Below are 18086 nucleotides of genomic sequence, written 5' to 3' on the forward strand. Positions count from 1 at the left end.
TTAAATTTGGTTACCGATTTGCTCGACGGCGAAATGAACATTCGCGGCCTTAAGTGCCGAAGCAATAATTTGGTGCATGTCGTAATATTGATAAGTTGCCAGCCTGCCGCCAAATATTACGTGCTCTTCCTGTTTTGATAAGGCTTTATATTTTTCGTAAATGCGTGTGTTTCGCTCATCATTAACCGGGTAATATGCTTCTTTTCCTGTGGTCCATTCATCAGGATACTCTTTGGTTACAACTGTTTTTGCTTGTGTGCCAAACTCAAAGTGCTTGTGTTCAATTGTTCTGGTGTAAGGAACATCACGTTCGGTATAATTTACTACGGCATTACCCTGATGGTTATCGGTGTTTAAAATTTGATGTTCAAACTTTAAACTGCGATACTCAAGCTGGCCAAACTGGTAATCATAATATTGGTCGATATGGCCGGTAAATACGACGCAATCTGCAGCGTTATCCCATTTGCCCCGGTCAGAAAAATAATCTGTATTAAGCTGAACTTCACAACCTTCGAGCAGCCCGTCTGTCAATTTGTTATAACCTCCGATTGGGATGCCCTGGTATCGGTCATTAAAGTAATTATTGTCGTAAGTAAACCGCACGGGTAGCCTTTTGATAATAAAGGCGGGAAGTTCCGTGGCAGGCCGTCCCCATTGTTTTTCGGTATAACCTTTAATCAGTTTTTCGTAGATATCCTTACCTACCAAAGATAGGGCTTGCTGTTCCAGGTTAACTGGTTTTTCCACCCTGGCCAATCCGATCTCGGTTGCAAGTTTATCTTTAGCCTCCTTAGGTGTTTTTACACCCCAAAGCTGGTAGAAGGTATTCATGTTAAATGGAAGATTGTATCGTTTTCCCTTATACTCTGCTACCGGGCTATTGGTATAACGATTAAACTCAACAAATGAATTTACGAAATCCCAAACCGCTTTATCATTTGTATGAAAAATATGGGCACCATATTTATGAACGTTTATTTCTTCTACCTTTTCGCAGTAGATATTTCCCCCTGCGTGGTTTCTTTTGTCTATCAACAAACATTTTTTCCCTCTGCGGGTGGCTTCATGAGCAAACACAGAGCCGAACAACCCGCTTCCTACAATCAGGTAATCATATCTCGGCATACGCGTCGGGTTTTGCAGAATTTTGGCGGGTTGCGTTCATTTCTAGTTTTATTTTTAACACACAAATAATGATGACACTGCCGTCTTTTGAATGAACGTGAACCTGAGTCTAGTTAAAGATTCATGTCTTTCAATCCAGTGGGCATTACAAGCCCTCGTGGCACTCAAATCTGGTTCTTAATTGGTCTCCAAATCGTTCAGGGACATCGAAGATATAACTGGCCCTAAATAAAAATAGTTTTATCAGCTAATGGGAACGGCTTTACTTGTGAAAGATTAGTTAGACTTCAAAATATTGATTATCAGTATCTTGTGTATTTAAAAAAATCCTTTAACGGATATAGGCTTAAAAATTGGGTATTAATCATATCGTTCCGCGTATTAATTCTAACACTAAAAATGAATCGCATGGAAACGTTGATAATGGTTTTGGCCAAAACAAATGAAAACCGGAATAAATAAAAATCGACAACCTTGCGAAGTAATTGAAACAAAAGCGATTAATAATCATTGTATTATAACGATGGGGAAAAAAATATTTGTGCTTGAAGATGATGAGGGGATACGGGACGTGATAGAAATTCTACTCACAGAAGAACTGTACGAATTTTATGGTTTTTCCACTGTTAAAGATTTCAATAAAGGAGATGATAAAAGCGCAGATCTTTATCTACTGGATATAATGCTTCCGGATGGGAATGGAATTGAAGTGTGCAATGCGTTGAAAAAGCAAGCATCTACTGCCAATATTCCTGTGCTGATGATGAGCGCCAATTCATCCAAAACACATGTCGAACTTTCCTGTAGCTCTGATGGGTTTATAGCAAAACCCTTTAATATAAGTGATCTTTTATCAAAGGTTGATTTAACGTTACAAGGCCACATAAAGCTTTAATAAAATATTTCCCTCCTAAAAAAGCCACCTCGGTCCACTTTGCTGTGATTCAAGCAACTTCCTGAGTTTTCGTGCGCTTTATTTTTGAATAATTTCTGTTAATTAGTTCCGAGCCGAAACAAATAAATCATAAACCATTTGCCCTTAGGCATCTGCTCTCTGCGCCAGGCAATTTATCTTTCTCAAGTAAATCCCAACACTTATTTCACGTAAATAGATTTTAGTTATGTGCCTATCAAGTTTTATGATTATTCGCGATTCCTTTTTTAAGTATATTTATCTGACGAATTAATGTAAACGATAACCAAATTATAAAGTTTATTTAAATGGAAAATGATATCAGCAAATGCCCGTTTCATAACGGAAGCCTAAAGCAGAACGTTGCCGGTGGCGGTACAAGAAATAATGACTGGTGGCCGAATCAGTTAAAGCTAAATATCTTAAGGCAAAATTCTGCATTATCAAATCCCGATAAAGATTTCGACTATCGCGAGGCATTCAATAGCCTGGATTTAGATGCTGTAAAGGCTGATTTGCATGAGCTGATGACGGATTCTCAGGACTGGTGGCCGGCAGATTTTGGCCATTACGGTGGTTTGTTTATCAGAATGGCCTGGCATAGTGCCGGAACTTACCGTGTTGGCGACGGACGCGGTGGAGCCGGAGCAGGTTTGCAGCGTTTTGCTCCATTAAATAGCTGGCCAGATAATGTTAGTCTGGACAAAGCCAGAAGGTTACTGTGGCCAATTAAACAAAAATACGGGCGGAAAATATCGTGGGCGGATTTAATGATTTTAGCCGGAAATATTGCGCTCGAATCCATGGGTTTTAAAACATTCGGTTTTGCAGGTGGCCGTGCTGATGTTTGGGAGGCTGATGAGTCTGTTTACTGGGGCTCTGAAAAAACCTGGTTGGGTGGCGATGTTCGTTATGCTCATGGCTCAGAAGGCGTGGTAGAAGGGCATGGCGTTTTGGTAAGTGATGACGATGCCGATGGTGACATACATTCCCGGAAGCTTGAAAAACCACTTGCTGCCGTGCAAATGGGACTAATTTATGTAAATCCGGAAGGACCTGATGGAAATCCTGATCCTTTGGCTGCCGCTAAAGACATTAGGGATACCTTCGGACGTATGGCCATGAATGATGAAGAAACCGTTGCTTTGATAGCCGGCGGCCATACATTTGGCAAAACGCATGGAGCTGCATCCGCAGATCATGTTGGAAAAGAGCCTGAAGCTGCAGGAATCGAAAGTCAGGGTTTTGGATGGAGCAACGCTTTTGGTTCGGGACATGGAAGCGATACCATTACGAGCGGACTTGAAGTGACCTGGACAACGACACCTACAAAATGGAGCAACAATTTCTTCGAAAATCTTTTTGGCTTCGAATGGGAACTCTCTAAAAGTCCGGCCGGCGCACACCAGTGGAAGGCAATAAATGCCGAAGCCATAATTCCTGATGCGTTTGATGTAAATAAAAAGCATCTGCCTACTATGCTTACCACCGATCTGTCTTTAAGATTCGATCCTGAATATGAAAAAATATCGAGGCATTTGCTTGAAAATCCGGAAGCTTTTGCTGATGCTTTCTCCCGTGCCTGGTTTAAATTAACCCACCGGGATATGGGTCCCGTATCGCGCTACCTTGGTCCGGATGTTCCGCAGGAAGAGTTATTGTGGCAAGATCCGCTCCCTAAGGTAAGTTATAACCTTGTCGATGAAAATGACACAGACTTATTAAAAGCAAAAATTTTGCAGTCAGGCTTATCTTCGTCAGCGTTAATTTCTGTTGCCTGGGCCTCGGCTTCTTCTTTTAGAGGTTCTGACAAACGTGGCGGCGCTAACGGTGCCAGAATCAGATTAGCTCCACAGAAAGATTGGGAAGTTAACAATCCGGTGCAGTTACAGAAAGTTTTAGGGGTACTGGAGCAAATACAAAAAGACTTTAACGGTGCGCAGGTTGCTGGCAAACAAATATCACTTGCTGATTTAATTGTACTCGCTGGCTCAGCTGCGGTAGAAAAAGCTGCGAACGATGCCGGTCACAGTGTTAAAGTTCCCTTCAGGCCAGGCCGCACAGATGCATCTCAGGAACAAACCGACGTTGAATCATTTAGTTTTCTGGAGCCTCTTGCCGATGGATTTAGAAATTATAGAAAACCAAATCTTTCGGTTTTTGCTGAAGAAATCCTTATCGATAAAGCACATCTGTTAAACCTCACAGCACCAGAATTAACAGTTTTAGTAGGGGGCTTGCGTGTGCTCGATGTGAATTTTGATGGGTCGAAAAATGGTGTGTTTACCCAAAGGCCAGGACAGCTAACCAATGATTTCTTTAAAAACCTGTTGGACATGAATACGGCGTGGAAAGCTACATCGTCTGAAAATGAGCTTTATCTCGGCAGCGATCGTAAAACAGGCCAGCCGAAGTGGACAGCTACGCGTGCAGATCTTGTTTTTGGATCGCATGCAGAGCTTCGTGCCATTGCGGAGGTTTATGCAAGTAATGATGCATCAGAAAAATTTGTTACCGACTTTGTTAATGCATGGGATAAGGTAATGAATCTGGATAGGTTCGATTTAAAACATTAACAGGTTCAAAATTTCAGACTGATTTCGGTCATAGAAATTGAAACCGCAATAAAAAATCCATCAGCTACAAAAATAGCTGGTGGATTTTTGGTTTTTAGCCATTGCAGTTAGTTGGCTCAGCGTTTTATGCTGACTTACGTTTAAAAATTATTACCTGTCGAAAAATTTAAAGCCGGCTTCCGGGCTCCTTGCTTTTATCTTTTTTCTTGAAGTGAATTGTAAAACAACTGTGACATTTGTGTTAATTTCTGGTTAATACGTGCTAAAATCAACGCTTAATTTGGTTTTCGAGAAGACTAGCTTTGGTCTGACCAATAACTAAATTCAATTCAATGACCAAACTAAAAATTATTCTGTGCACGCTGGCTATGCTCTGTTTTATACGGAGTTACAGTCAAACGGCATTAATTAGCGGTAAAATTACCGATGAATTAGGAAAACCAATACCTGGCATATCGGTGAAAATAAAGGGAACATCAACTGGTGCTTCTTCTGATGCGCAGGGCGTATTCTCAATCAAAAATGTAAACCCTTCCACTTTGGTGTTTAGCGGCATTGGCTACAAAACAATGGAGGTTAGCAACAGAGGTCAAAGCAATATTGCTGTCGTTTTAACCGAAGATCAGCAGAACTTAAATGAGATTGTGGTAACCGCTTTAGGTGTAAAACGCGACAAGCGAAATCTAACCTATAGCTCGCAGGAGGTAAAAGGCGACCAGATTACGCAGTCTAAAGAGCCAAATCTTGTAAATGCGCTTGCCGGTAAAGTATCGGGTGTACAAATTACCAGTTCGTCTGGTGCGCCGGGAAGTTCATCAAGAATCGTAATCAGGGGCGCCAATTCACTTTATGGAAATAATGAGGCGCTAATGGTAATTGATGGTATTCCGGTAAACAATGACGAAACCGGAAACTTAAATTCTGGCCCGGGCACAAATCGTATTGCTGATTTAGATCCAAATATCATCGAAAGTATTAATGTTTTGAAAGGTGGGGCGGCAACAGCGCTTTACGGTTCGGATGGGGCGAAGGGCGTAATTATCATCACAACAAAGGCGGGCAGCCAGAATAAAAAGCCCACAATCAGTTTTTCTTCATCGTTTTCGATAGAAAATCCGTTACTGCCAGAAATCCAAAATAAATATTCGTTAGGATCTAATGGTGTATATTTCGACGGCGTAAATCAAAAAACAAGCACATCCTGGGGTGCATTAATGGATACCCTGAAAATAAACGGACAACCGGCTAAGGTTTATGACCAGTCTGATTTGTTTTTTAAAACAGGTAAAACCTATACCAATACTGTTAGTTTAAACGGCGGTGGTGCTTTCAGCTCATATTTCCTTTCTTACACAAACCTAGCCCAGGAGGGAACAATTCCATCAACATCATTTGATAGAAATACGCTTTTTGGCAAATTCAGCACACAAGTAGTTAAAGATTTGAATATTACATTCTCGCTAAACTACGCAAACACAAAGAACAAAAAAGTTCCGGAGGGCTATGCGCTCGAAAGTCCGGTTTGGACCATATTCTCCGCACCGGTTTCCTACGATTTGCAACCGGCTACAAACCCAGATGGAACGCAGCGCCTGTACCGTTTTTCAAGAAACAATCCTTATTGGGTAACGGATAATATTAGCCAAACATCTATTGTAAATCGCTTTTTGCCGACCTTTACCGCCGATTACAAACCACTAAACTGGCTAACCATTACCGAACGTTTCGGTGCCGATGTATATGTAGAGCAAGGCAAATACACAGAGTCGCTGCTGTCAGTTTCTAATCCTAATGGAAGAATTGTAAACAGCAATACCAATTTTAGGCAGTACAATAACGATTTAATCGTTAACGCAAGCAAAAGCTTTGGCGATTTTAACTTAGAAGCCTTGTTAGGTAATAACATCATTTCTACCTACTCTGAAAATGCTTATGCGAACGGCTTGGGCATTACCATTCCAGGCTTTAATAATATCGCATCAACTTCAACCGTAAAGTTCTCAGAAACAAGTTACCTGACAAGAAAAATTGGTTTTTACCTCCAGTCGAATATTGATTACAAGAAGTTTATTATCCTCTCGCTAACAGGCAGGTACGATGGAACATCCGTTTTGGCAACAAATAACCGTTTCTATCCTTATGGCTCTGCTGCTACCAGTTTTATTTTCTCTAACTTCTTTTCAAAAGGATTGGCTGATGTGATGAACTTTGGCAAATTGAGGGTATCATACAGCACCGTTGGTAATGCGAGTATTGGTCCGTATAGCCTGCTAACGCCATATGAATCGCAAACGATTAGAAATATCACATTCCCTTATCAGGGGCAATCCGGGTTCTTAATCAGCGGAACGCTGAGCGACCCAAACCTGAAAAATGAGCGTATAAACGAATTTGAGGTCGGGTTGGAAACTGGTTTCTTCAAAAATCGGCTAGGACTGGAAGTTACCTATTTCGATAAGAAAACCAAAAATGGCATTATTCCTTCGGTTGCACTCGCACCGTCTACAGGCTTCAACTCCACAAGTGTAAATTCTGCATCGATGCGCAACAGAGGTATAGAAATTTTGTTAAATGCAAAACCGGTTGTAACAGAGAATTTTAGCTGGGATTTAACATTTAATTACAGCAGAATCAGAAATAAAGTGCTTTCAATTTATAAAGATTTAACTCAGGTTGGAAATGGCTTTACATTTATCTTTGTCGACCAGCCTTATGGCGTTATTTACGGTACCCGCTACGCCAGAAACGCCGCAGGTAAGTTGTTAACAGATGATTCAGGCCTTCCCTTTGCAGCGGATGAACAAGGCATTGTTGGCGATATTAACCCGGATTGGATGGCAGGTATTGTCAACAATTTTAAATACAAGCAGTTTTCATTGAGCTTTTCCTTTGATATGAAAAAAGGAGGCGACATACAAAATAACGTTGATGGTTATGGCTATTTCTATGGTACGCCAAAAGTAACCGAAGATCGCGGGCCACGTATTGTTGATGGCGTAAATGCTACTACAGGGCAGCCAAACACAATTTCAGTTTCTGGTCAGGCTTATTATCAAAGGGCTAATAGCGTACTGGAGTCGGTTATTCAGGACGGAACTTATGTAAAATTAAGAAACGTTAGTTTGGGTTACAACGTTAAACCTGCCTGGTTAAAGAAAACACCTTTTAAAGGCCTGGGTTTCCAGGTTACTGGCAGAAACCTTTGGATTTATGCACCACACTTTACAGGTGGAGATCCTGAGGTGAGTTCTTTCGGTTCTTCAAACGGCGCACAGGGAATTTACTCATTTTCAACACCAACGTCGAGGTCGATTGATTTTAGTTTGAAATTGACTTTATAGGTGATAACAATTAGAAAGAAATAACATGAAAAAGATATATTTTATTTTAGGTTTTGCCTTCATCTTCGTTCTTGCGGGATGCAAAAAATACATAGATGTTAACGACGACCCTAACCGGCCGATAGACGTAAAGGAATCGTTGATGCTTCCGCCTATCGAAATGCTGATTTCGCAAAATATTAACGCAGGTGGCGATGGAAACTTAAGCTTGGTTTTGCAACAGTATATGCAGGTTATTGCGCTTAACCAGGTTGCGCCCAATGCGGGTACCTACCTTATGTACAACGTAGATATGGATGGCGATTGGAATAATGTTTACGTAAGAACATTGAACAACCTTGTTTTATTAAAAGCGAAAGCGGCTACAAATGGCAATTCAAAATATGGTGCCATCGCTAAAATATTAACCGCATATACATTGGGCTATGCTACAGATGCCTGGGGCGATCTGCCATACAGCAAAGCCTTTTTAGGTGTCGAAGTTCCAAACCCGAGTTACGACAGCCAGCAACAAATCTACGTTCAAATTCAAGCTCTGCTTGATGAGGGCATAGCCGATATTGGACGAAATACCGGTTCATCACCAGGAAGCGACGATTATATTTACGCAGGCGACATGGCAAAGTGGAGTAAGCTGGCCTACACATTAAAGGCACGTTACTACCTCCATTTAAGCAAAGCGCCAGGTATAACACCGGCTGCACAGGCACAACTTGCTTTAACTGCATTAAATAATGGTATGCAGAGTAACAACGACGATGCTAAAATTGCATTTAGTGGTGCTGCGGGCGCAGAAAACCCATGGCAACAGAATTTTTTACCAGGCACAACGTATGTGCTTGCCAACACTTTCGTTAATAGTTTTGCAACCAGAAACGATCCAAGGCTGAGTAAAATGGTTAGCCCGGCCAAGCAAACGGGACTTTATACCGGTAGGCAAATTGGTTTGGAAGACATTGGAAGTTTGGAATCTTACTCCATTCCCAGTGATTTTTACGCCGGTGCAGGCGCAAATAATTACCTTATAAATTACACTGAAGCTTTGTTCATTAAAGCAGAAGCTTCGCTTATCGTTTCTGGTGTTGCGGCAGCACAACCTTTCTATCAAGACGGTGTGCGCCAACATATGACAAAGGTAGGCGTAAGTACTGCAGATATAAATACTTACCTGGCATTGAGAGGAACACTTACCGCTACAAATGCGCTTCGCTTAATTATCGAGGAAAAGGGCGTATCCAACTTTCTCAATCCAGAAAATTATACCGATTGGCGCCGAACCGGATTTCCGGCTTTGGTAAAGGTTAAGAATGCACTTTCTGAAATACCAAGAAGGGTACTTTATCCAAATGCAGAAATTACAGCAAATCCTCAACCACAGCAAAAAGCTAAACTGGGCGATAGGCTATGGTGGGATGTTAATTAAAAACCTTTTGTTAAGTTTGATTAGTTGGGTGCCTTTAACCGGGCACCCTTTTTTTGTGAAAAAGATTTCGGTTCTGGCGACAAAAAAGACCACCAGTTTCGTTTAACTGATGGCCGTAATAGTTGGTTTAGCCTAAGGTTGTGGCGATAAGATGGCGCACCAACCTCCGCCTTTTTCGAGGTTGATGGTGATTTTCTTTCCTTTAGTAGTTTGTAAATGGCTGATTTTATAATCAGACGCATGTCTGTCTGCATTCACGCCATCACTTAAAACATCCATTTCGTAAGTTTTATCGTCCAGAAAACTCAAGTCAATATTAAAACTTCGGGCATTCCAATCTGTCATGCCGGAAATATACCACTTGTTGCCCTTTTTCCTGGCGATGATTGCGTAGCTGCCCACCTTGCCGTCAATCGCTACTGTTTGATCCCAGGTGGTGGGTATCCGGGAGATAAATTCCGTGCAGGCGGGGTCTTTTAAATAATTCGACGGATTATCGGCCAGCATCTGCAAGGGGCTTTCATACATTACATACATAGCTACCTGATGTGCCCTTGTGCCCATGCTCATGGGTTCGCTGTATACAATGCTAAAGTCTTTTTTATTGGCATTTATCATAGCCCCAGGTGTATAATCCATTGGTCCGGCAGCCATTCTGATAAACGGAAGGGTAACGTTATGTGCCGGTGTAATGTCTGTGCTCCATTTGTTATTCTCCAGTCCGCGAACACCCTCATAGCTAAGCACATTCGGATATTTACGATTCAGGCCAACTGGTTTATATGCGCCATGTAAATCAACCATCAGGTGGTGCTTCGCCGCAGTTGCGGCAACACGTTCATAGAAATTCACCATATATTGGTCGGCTCTGGCCATAAAATCTACTTTTACACCTACTGCTCCCCATTTGGCATAGGTTGCCAGAATATTTTCCATGTCGGCATCGAGCGGGCCCCATAATGTCCACAGCCACACGCCAACTTTTTTGCTTTTACCGTAAGCAATAATTTCCTGCAAATTTACATCAGGTGTGGTATGGAGTAAGTCTGTCGTTGTTTTAGTCCAGCCCTCATCCAGCATAATGTATTCCAGGCCAAACTTCGAGGCGAAATCAATGTAATATTTGTAAGTCTGCGTATTAATTCCTGCTTTAAAATCTACATTGTAAATGTTATTGTCGTTCCACCAATCCCAGGCTACTTTGCCCGGTTTTATCCAACTGGTTTCGTTTATTGCAGATGGCGTTGATAGTTTGTAAGTGAGGTTATTAACGAGCAAATCTTTGTCTTCGGGGCAAATGGCAATGCTTCTCCATGGAAATTTTCTGCTGCCTTTAGTTTTGGCGATATAACTCTGCAGTTTAGTAATCTTGATACCTCTATCTCCAACAGGCTTACTTTCGGCAATATTTTTCGGGTAACCGGCTGTTAACTTATTTCCATTAGTGCCAAAAAGAAACATGTTTGGATAGTCATACAGGTCCGATTCGCTGATAAGCATTTTCACACCCGATTTAGCATAAATCAGCATTGGCAGAGCGGCATGTTGTTGCTCGTTAAATGCGTTGATGGTAGAATCCTTGTACAAACTTTCAAAATGCGACAAGAAATTCGGGTCGCTTTCCTGAGGCCAGAAAACACGGTTGTTGCTGCCAAAATCGAAATCGGCCGTTTCCTGTTCAATTTCTATCTCATCTTTTAAATCCGTTTGAAAACGATACGCAACGCCATCATTGTAAGCCCTGAAGTATAAGCTGTAGCCGCCCTTAAAATCGAGTTTAAGTTCATTGTAATTGTTTGCTATCGTTTGGCTCTTAACAGGAACAACGGCCGAAATGGTTTCATTTGCACTGTATAAACTCTGTTTTAGTAGAACGGGGTTAATCCCCAGCTCAAGTTTATTTTTTAGACTTAGCGCAATTTGGCTGGGTTGCAGAATTAGGTCCTGCTTGTAGCGAATGCTCCAATAAAGCTTATTGTTTGTGGTTATTGTAATGGTTATCTGCTTATCGGGAGACTTAACCTGAAAATCTTTTCCGTAGGTAAAGTTGACCACGAAAAAGAATAAAATAACTGTTGTAATAACTTTTCTCATATTTTGATATTTTGGTTTGATTTACTTTCTGCACGCTGGTGAAAATGTTTAAGGCTTATAATTATAGACTATTGGCGGATAACTTCGCCACTCGCTGACGGTTCGCCGGTGCCTTAGCTAAATTAATGGAAATATTTAAGGAAATAAGCTTTACAATTTGCAAATGCTACGCATTTTTTATCCAGTTTAAATTTGGATTATGCCGCAAGCTTACAGCTTTCAATTGAACACAGCTAGACAAATAAGTACCTATCATCTGGCCATTCAGTTATCGCTATTTCAGGTCTGAAAGACATAACTGTTTAATATTATCTGGTTGCAACCATATTTTCACATTATGCTGTAAAGATTCGAATGATGAAGTTAATATACATATTTTCAGCTTTGTGAATGCCAAACCAGGTTAGTCTGTAAACAGGAAAGATTTATTTTTTTTTAAACGGTAAAGCCTTAGGTTATCCTTATTGAATGGCCTGAGGTTAGCTGTTTTTAATATCCCTGATTCGATACTGCACGGCGAGGCTATGTCATGTAACTATCTATTTTCCAACGAAACTGTCTCATCCTGTTCATCAGATGCGACAGCGATTGTCTGCTTTTAACAAATTTAGTTTATGCGCAATAATTTGATTTTGTATGCATTACTGTCAATAGGTTTATGCACTTTTTTTTCTACCAAACTTTGCGCTCAAAACCCGAGCCTTTTTGAGCAAACGAGCGAAATGGGGACGGCAATTATTGGTTATCAGAAGGATGTAGATGCCATAAACGACTTTTACTATCCTTTTTACACTGGTGGCTTTTATATATCGCCACTAACTACTTTTAAAAGCCCTCTTCAACGGAAGCGGCTTCAAGATTTAAATAACAGCTATCTTTCAAAATTAAAAGCGCTGAGTTTTGATTCGTTCAGCATTTATGGCAAAGTAGATTACATTTTGCTAAAGCGACAGATTGAGGCTTCAATTTCACTCCTTAACCAGGAGGAGCTAAATTACCGAACACTGGCCAAGTATTTCCCCTTTGCAGATTCTATTTACAGCCTGGAAGCGCTTCGCAGAAGAGGAACCTACAAGGATGGCGCACTTTTGGCGGCGCAGCTAAACTCAACCGCTAAGCTGATCGATTCATCATCTGTAAACTTTAAAAACACAAATAAACTTAATTCGGAACAGTTAAAAACGGCGGCAGAAATTGCCCTAAGTTTGAAATACCGGTTAAAAGGCTTTTATCAGTTTTATATGAATTATGAGCCCACATTTACCTGGTGGGTACCAAAGCCTTATGCCCGGGCCGATTCTGCCTTAGCCAGCTATGCTGCGGGTTTCGTGGCTAAAAACGATAGCCTTTTTATTAGCAAGCACGATAAATTGGGGATAAAAGGATTTCCGGTTGGACGAACAGAACTTATCAGGCAACTGGATTTTGAAATGATTCCTTATAGTCCGGAACAACTTGTGCAAATAGCCAGTAAAGAGTTTGAGTTTTGCGATGCTGAATTGTTAAAAGCATCAGCCGCGATGGGGTTTGGGAAAGACTGGAAAAAAGCACAGGAAAAAATAAAAAACAGTTACGTGCCTTTAGGCAGGCAACCTGAACTTATTGTAAAACTCCAGGAAGATGCATTAAAATTTATTAAAGAAAATGACCTTATCGACATTCCACCTCTAGCAGAGGAAACCTGGGGGATGGTAATGATGTCTGCAGAAAGGCAACTTGTAAATCCTTTTTTCACAGGCGGGAGAGAAATCAGCATCTCTTATCCAACGGATAGCATGCAGGAAGATGACAAGTTAATGAGCATGCGGGGCAATAATCCATATTTCTCAAGGGGCACAGTTCAACACGAACTATTACCAGGCCATCATTTTCAATATTATATGAACAGCCGCTATAAAGGTTATAGGGACCCATTTAAAACACCTTTCAGTTTGGAAGGCTGGCCTTTGTATTGGGAGCTTTTACTTTACGATGAAGGTTTTGCGCAAACGCCCGAAGAAAAAATTGGTATGTTATTCTGGCGCATGCATCGCTGTGCAAGAATACTTTTTTCACTCAACTACCATCTTGGAAAATGGTCGCCACAACAATGTGTCGATTTCCTGGTGGATAGAGTGGGGCATGAGCGTGCCAATGCCGAAGGTGAAGTGCGTAGGTCATTCCAGGGAAATTATAGTCCGCTTTACCAGATTGCTTATTTAACCGGAGGTTTGCAGCTTTTTGCCTTAAAGAAAGCGCTTGTTGATAGCGGTAAAATGAGCTTTAAACAATTTCATGATTCAATAATTAAAGAAAATCTTATCCCGGTAGAAATGATTCGCGCAACCTTAACCAATCAACCCTTAACCAGAGATTTTACCACATCCTGGAAGTTTTATGACCAACCTGGCAAACCGTAAATTTCCTGACCGGCAAATTAATGTGAAAACTTATGAAAGCAGAAAATACACAATTTAAATCGTCATTAAAGTTAATTGATGCCACCATGTTGGTTGCGGGAAGCATGATAGGTTCGGGCATTTTTATTGTTAGCGCAGACATCACCCGTAATGTGGGCAGTTCTGGCTGGTTACTTATTGTTTGGCTGATAACTGGTTTTATGACACTCACTGCCGCATTAAGCTATGGCGAATTAAGCGCAATGTTCCCTAAAGCCGGCGGACAATACATTTATTTAAAGGAGGCTTACAATCCGTTGATTAGCTTTTTGTATGGATGGAGTTTTTTTACGGTTATACAAACTGCTACAATCGCCGCAGTTGGTGTGGCTTTTGCAAAATTTACAGCATATCTGATACCTGCTTTAAGCGAAGATATTGTAGCCGTCAATTTAGGATTTATAACCATTTCGCCGGCCCAGTTGCTTGCCATAGCAATAATTATTTTACTCACTTACATCAACAACAAGGGCGTTAATGCCGGTAAAATTATTCAAACAAGCTTTACGGTAACAAAACTCCTCAGCCTTTTCGGTCTAATCATTTTTGGTTTATATTTTTTGGATGGCGAAGTATGGAAGAACAACTGGACAAACATGTGGCACCTGGGGCGTCTGTCTGCCGGTAATACGCTATCGTCATATTCTACGCTGGCTGCTTTTGGCGCAATTGCTGCGGCTATGGTCGGGTCTATTTTTAGTAGCGATTCCTGGCATAATGTAACGTTTATTGCGGGGGAAATTAAAAATCCGGCCCGAAATATTGGTTTAAGTCTGGCGCTTGGAACCATCATTGTAACCATTCTTTATATTCTCACTAATATAATGTATACCGGCATGCTTTCCCTGCATGACATTGCCTATGCAGATAAAGATCGGGTTGCTGTTTCTGCAGCAAATCACATATTTGGTACGGCGGGTACAATTGGTATTGCCGTGATGATTATGGTGTCTACTTTCGGCTGCAACAATGGTTTAATTATGGCTGGCGCAAGGGTTTACTATTCTATGGCGCAAGACGGTTTGTTTTTTAAAAAGGTTGGCACGCTTAATAAAAATTCAGTTCCGGGTTTTGGCCTGTGGGTTCAATGCTTATTTGCGTGCATATGGTGTGTTAGTGGTAAATATGGCGATTTGCTTGATATGATTTCCTTCGTTGTCGTAATGTTCTACATGCTAACCATCTTTGGAATTTTTATCCTTCGCAAAAAACGGCCGGATGCCGAGCGTCCGTATAAGGCCTTTGGCTATCCGGTGCTTCCAATCATTTATATTGCAATGGGCATGGCATTTTGCCTGTTGCTTATCGTTTATAAACCACGTTTTACCTGGCCAGGTTTATTAATTACTTTAGTGGGTATTCCGGTTTATTACCTTATCAAAAACAATTACCGTTCAAAGCAGTTATAAAATAATGGCTTGAGAAAGCCGGGTCAAATATTAGCGGGAAGTTGAAACAAGAAAGGCGATGGAGTATCTGGACAGTAGCACACTAAAAACTTAAGGGGATTTTTGCGGGGAGCTAGAATCAAAAAAAATACAGTGCCTAAAGGTATTTATGCTATGGTTAGTGGCCGGGTGAGGGATTTAAAGATTTTACTTAAGATTTAAGTTCAAGATATTGGTTCCAATCGCCAAACCCTGCAAATTGCGCTAAACAATTTAGAATAAAAGGCGTGGCCTCTTTTCTGTTTTCAACAAAAAACATCTTCAAAGTTTTTTCGGATAAATAGTTGTTTGTTTTGATGAAAATCTGTTCGGAAAGGCCTTTACAGTCTTCAGGTTTGATGTAATCAAGTCCTGATTTTTGTGCGACCAGAACCTTAAGCTGTGCAATTTTTTCAGAATTATCCATATTGAGAGTTTTGGATTTGTTTAACTGATTTATTGTTAATGGATTATAAAATATTACACCTTCGCACATGAAGGTAGGTTTTAAAAATGAAAAAATAAAATTTTGACGTTTTGAATACTTATTTAATGTGAAAATCGAATTCAAAATCTGATATTGCTTTAATTTTCAGACCTCGTTAAATTACCCCTATGGAAAAGAAGATTTTGTTTCTGGATGACGACCCACTTGCACTTACTGGTCTGGATGCGATGCTTACAGGTGAAGGTTATCGGGTTTGCTGCGTTTCTTCGGCAACGTCGCTTGCCGATGCAATGGAAAGTTTCGCCCCACACCTGCTTATACTCGACATCTGGCTACCCGACGGTGATGGGAGGTTAATCTGCAATCAATTAAAAACCGGCGAATCTACAAAGCACATTCCAATAATAATGCTTACGGCGCTAACGCACGAAGAAATTGGCGAAATAGAATGCGATGCCGATGCAATTATTGGAAAACCATTTAATTCCTCAAATTTAATACGAACGATTGAAGATCTTTTAGACGTTTAAATGCCTTAAAATTATATTGAATTCAAATTTTTTTGCAAGTTAATTTTTCAATTTACTTTCATGCGGCTTTTCTCAGCGCATAATTATCCTATTTAATCTGAGGTTCTAATTCCGGTCAATTTCGCCATTAGCCGAAAAGATTGGAAAGTCTTTTTAAGATATAAGTTTCTATTGCACAACATTTTAATATTCGGAAAATAGTCGAAGAAGCCAGCGATAACTGCCTTGATGGCTTTTCTTTGGGGCGATAAAGTTATAAGCCAATTAGCAGGCGGGAAAAAATAATTTAAAAAGCACTTTGAAATTCAAAGTAAATTAATATTTTTGTGTTGTTTAATCAATAAAGGATATGACACAAACAGAAAATCTAACTAGAAAATCCATCTTTACACCTGCTTTAGGCAAAAGAATGGCCGTAGGGGCAATAATTGCATTAGGCGTTATAAGTGCTTTTGTAATCGGTGCTGGTAGCGGAAACCCAAGTTGGGGCGATTATTGGCGCATAAAACCATTATTGTTAACACCTTTTTTGGGTGCAATTGTTGGCCTGTGTTATGACGTTACAGAGCCACTTCGAAAAATAAAAGGCTGGACTGGGAAAGTGTTCTTAGTTTTAAGTTTTGTAGGTTATTTCATCGGGTTATGGATGAGTTTAGTGCTAGGCCTGGCAGGAACCATGTGGGACTAATACCCGCTAACTGCTGCCAGCCAAACTTCGCTATGCGATTTCAACTCCATTCTATTTTTTAGCTGAACTATAAGAACCGCAGATTTCTAAATTATTTATCGAGCATTTTCTTATCGTACTGCGCCTTTAATTCTGCCAAGGCCTGGTCGTAACCAGCCCGGTCGAAAAATGCAGAGGGATTATAAGAATCGCCGGGTTTATGTTTTTTTTGTAGGTTAAACTGACTTGCATGAGAAGACAGCCATATTTCGAATTTTAAGCCTTTCATCGCGGCCAGCGTAAATTCGTAGTCCTTCGCAATGTTGGGATATTGTTTAACATCGCTGAATTTCTTATCCGTAACAATTGTTGGCATGTTCGCGATAAGGACTTTGTAAGTTCTTGTCTTATCCTTCACATCGAATATAAAACTACAAGAACCCTTGGTGTGCCCCGGATGACTAAGCATTTTAAGCGTAGTGCCGCCAATACTGATTATTGCTCCATCCTTCAATAATTTGTCGGGTTTAACCGGTAAATAGGTACTTAAACCCTTACCCAATGCATAGTCTGACTTGCCTCCATCTATCATTACCTGCGCATCCGGACTGTTTACGAAAACCTTTGCGCCAGTTTTTTTCTTCAATGCCGCCATGGCGCCCATATGGTCGTAATGTGCCTGGGTAGTGAGCAATATTTTTGTATCCGCAAGTTTAAAACCGAGCACTTTGATACTCGTTTCGATAAGTTCAGCAGAGTTTGCAAGTCCGGTGTTTATTAAAATATTTCCCTTTGGAGTAGCTATTAAGTAGCAAGCCAAATCGGCAGTGCCAACATAATATAAATTCCCGGCAATCCTAAAAGGCGGATAAGATTCAGACCACTCAACAGGCGTATTTGCCGGCTCACTAACGGTTTGCGCAACGCAAACGTTTCGGAACATTAAGAACGAGGCTAAAGCTAGTGTTATTCGGAACAGGGTTTTCATAGGCATTGGGTAAGTCGATTCAAAAGTAGTGTTTCTTGCATCATTATTTTTAAATACTGCCGGCCGTATTTTTTGGGTTTTCCAGCAAATAAATAAAATTGCTTCAGCAGATT

12 protein-coding genes are annotated in these 18086 nt (G+C 40.7%); 8 read left to right on the plus strand and 4 right to left on the minus strand.

Annotation, left to right across the window (positions count from 1 at the left end):
• Positions 1-1128 carry a UDP-galactopyranose mutase gene (glf, locus tag ASG14_RS05650; protein WP_056870013.1) on the minus strand — a complete coding sequence of 376 codons (1128 nt, stop codon included), beginning with the start codon at positions 1126-1128 and terminating at the stop codon, positions 1-3.
• Positions 1129-1570: 442 nt separating this feature from the next.
• On the opposite strand from glf, the gene ASG14_RS05655 reads away from it, so the two are divergent.
• From ASG14_RS05655 to ASG14_RS05670, 4 genes are all read left to right on the plus strand, one after another.
• On the plus strand, positions 1571-2023 hold the full coding sequence (locus ASG14_RS05655; protein WP_056870014.1) for a PleD family two-component system response regulator: 453 nt from the start codon (positions 1571-1573) through the stop codon (positions 2021-2023).
• Between the two features lie 326 nt (positions 2024-2349).
• On the plus strand, positions 2350-4617 hold the full coding sequence (gene katG, locus ASG14_RS05660; RefSeq protein ID WP_056870015.1) for a catalase/peroxidase HPI: 2268 nt from the start codon (positions 2350-2352) through the stop codon (positions 4615-4617).
• Between the two features lie 332 nt (positions 4618-4949).
• A complete protein-coding gene (locus ASG14_RS05665; RefSeq protein WP_056870016.1) occupies positions 4950-7958 on the plus strand; it encodes a SusC/RagA family TonB-linked outer membrane protein in 3009 nt (1002 codons plus the stop codon).
• Between the two features lie 25 nt (positions 7959-7983).
• Positions 7984-9381, plus strand: a complete 1398-nt coding sequence (locus ASG14_RS05670; RefSeq protein ID WP_056870017.1) for a SusD/RagB family nutrient-binding outer membrane lipoprotein — start codon at positions 7984-7986, stop codon at positions 9379-9381.
• A 132-nt stretch (positions 9382-9513) separates the two neighbouring features.
• Here ASG14_RS05670 and ASG14_RS05675 read toward each other — a convergent pair whose 3' ends face one another.
• Positions 9514-11475 (minus strand): glycoside hydrolase family 97 protein, encoded by a 1962-nt coding sequence (locus tag ASG14_RS05675; RefSeq protein WP_056870018.1) that lies wholly within the window; start codon positions 11473-11475, stop codon positions 9514-9516.
• A 614-nt stretch (positions 11476-12089) separates the two neighbouring features.
• Here ASG14_RS05675 and ASG14_RS05680 point away from each other — a divergent pair.
• A complete protein-coding gene (locus ASG14_RS05680; protein WP_056870019.1) occupies positions 12090-13874 on the plus strand; it encodes a DUF885 family protein in 1785 nt (594 codons plus the stop codon).
• A 32-nt stretch (positions 13875-13906) separates the two neighbouring features.
• Positions 13907-15322 carry an APC family permease gene (locus tag ASG14_RS05685; protein ID WP_056870020.1) on the plus strand — a complete coding sequence of 472 codons (1416 nt, stop codon included), beginning with the start codon at positions 13907-13909 and terminating at the stop codon, positions 15320-15322.
• Positions 15323-15512: 190 nt separating this feature from the next.
• Here the strand turns inward: ASG14_RS05685 and ASG14_RS05690 are convergent, their stop codons facing one another.
• Entirely contained in the window at positions 15513-15767 is a 255-nt protein-coding gene (locus ASG14_RS05690) for a hypothetical protein (RefSeq protein WP_157274844.1), read from the minus strand.
• Positions 15768-15955: 188 nt separating this feature from the next.
• Here ASG14_RS05690 and ASG14_RS05695 point away from each other — a divergent pair, with 188 nt between their 5' ends.
• Together ASG14_RS05695 and ASG14_RS05700 are read left to right on the plus strand one after the other, a co-directional pair.
• Entirely contained in the window at positions 15956-16318 is a 363-nt protein-coding gene (locus ASG14_RS05695; protein ID WP_056870022.1) for a response regulator transcription factor, read from the plus strand.
• A 349-nt stretch (positions 16319-16667) separates the two neighbouring features.
• The gene (locus ASG14_RS05700) at positions 16668-17006 is read left to right on the plus strand and encodes a hypothetical protein (RefSeq protein WP_056870023.1); all 339 of its coding nucleotides are present in this window, start codon (positions 16668-16670) and stop codon (positions 17004-17006) included.
• 91 nt (positions 17007-17097) lie between these two features.
• Here the strand turns inward: ASG14_RS05700 and bla are convergent, their stop codons facing one another.
• On the minus strand, positions 17098-17973 hold the full coding sequence (bla, locus tag ASG14_RS05705; protein WP_056870256.1) for a subclass B3 metallo-beta-lactamase: 876 nt from the start codon (positions 17971-17973) through the stop codon (positions 17098-17100).
• Positions 17974-18086: the final 113 nt, after the last annotated feature.

This window comes from Pedobacter sp. Leaf194, from assembly GCF_001423945.1.
Lineage (GTDB): Bacteria > Bacteroidota > Bacteroidia > Sphingobacteriales > Sphingobacteriaceae > Pedobacter.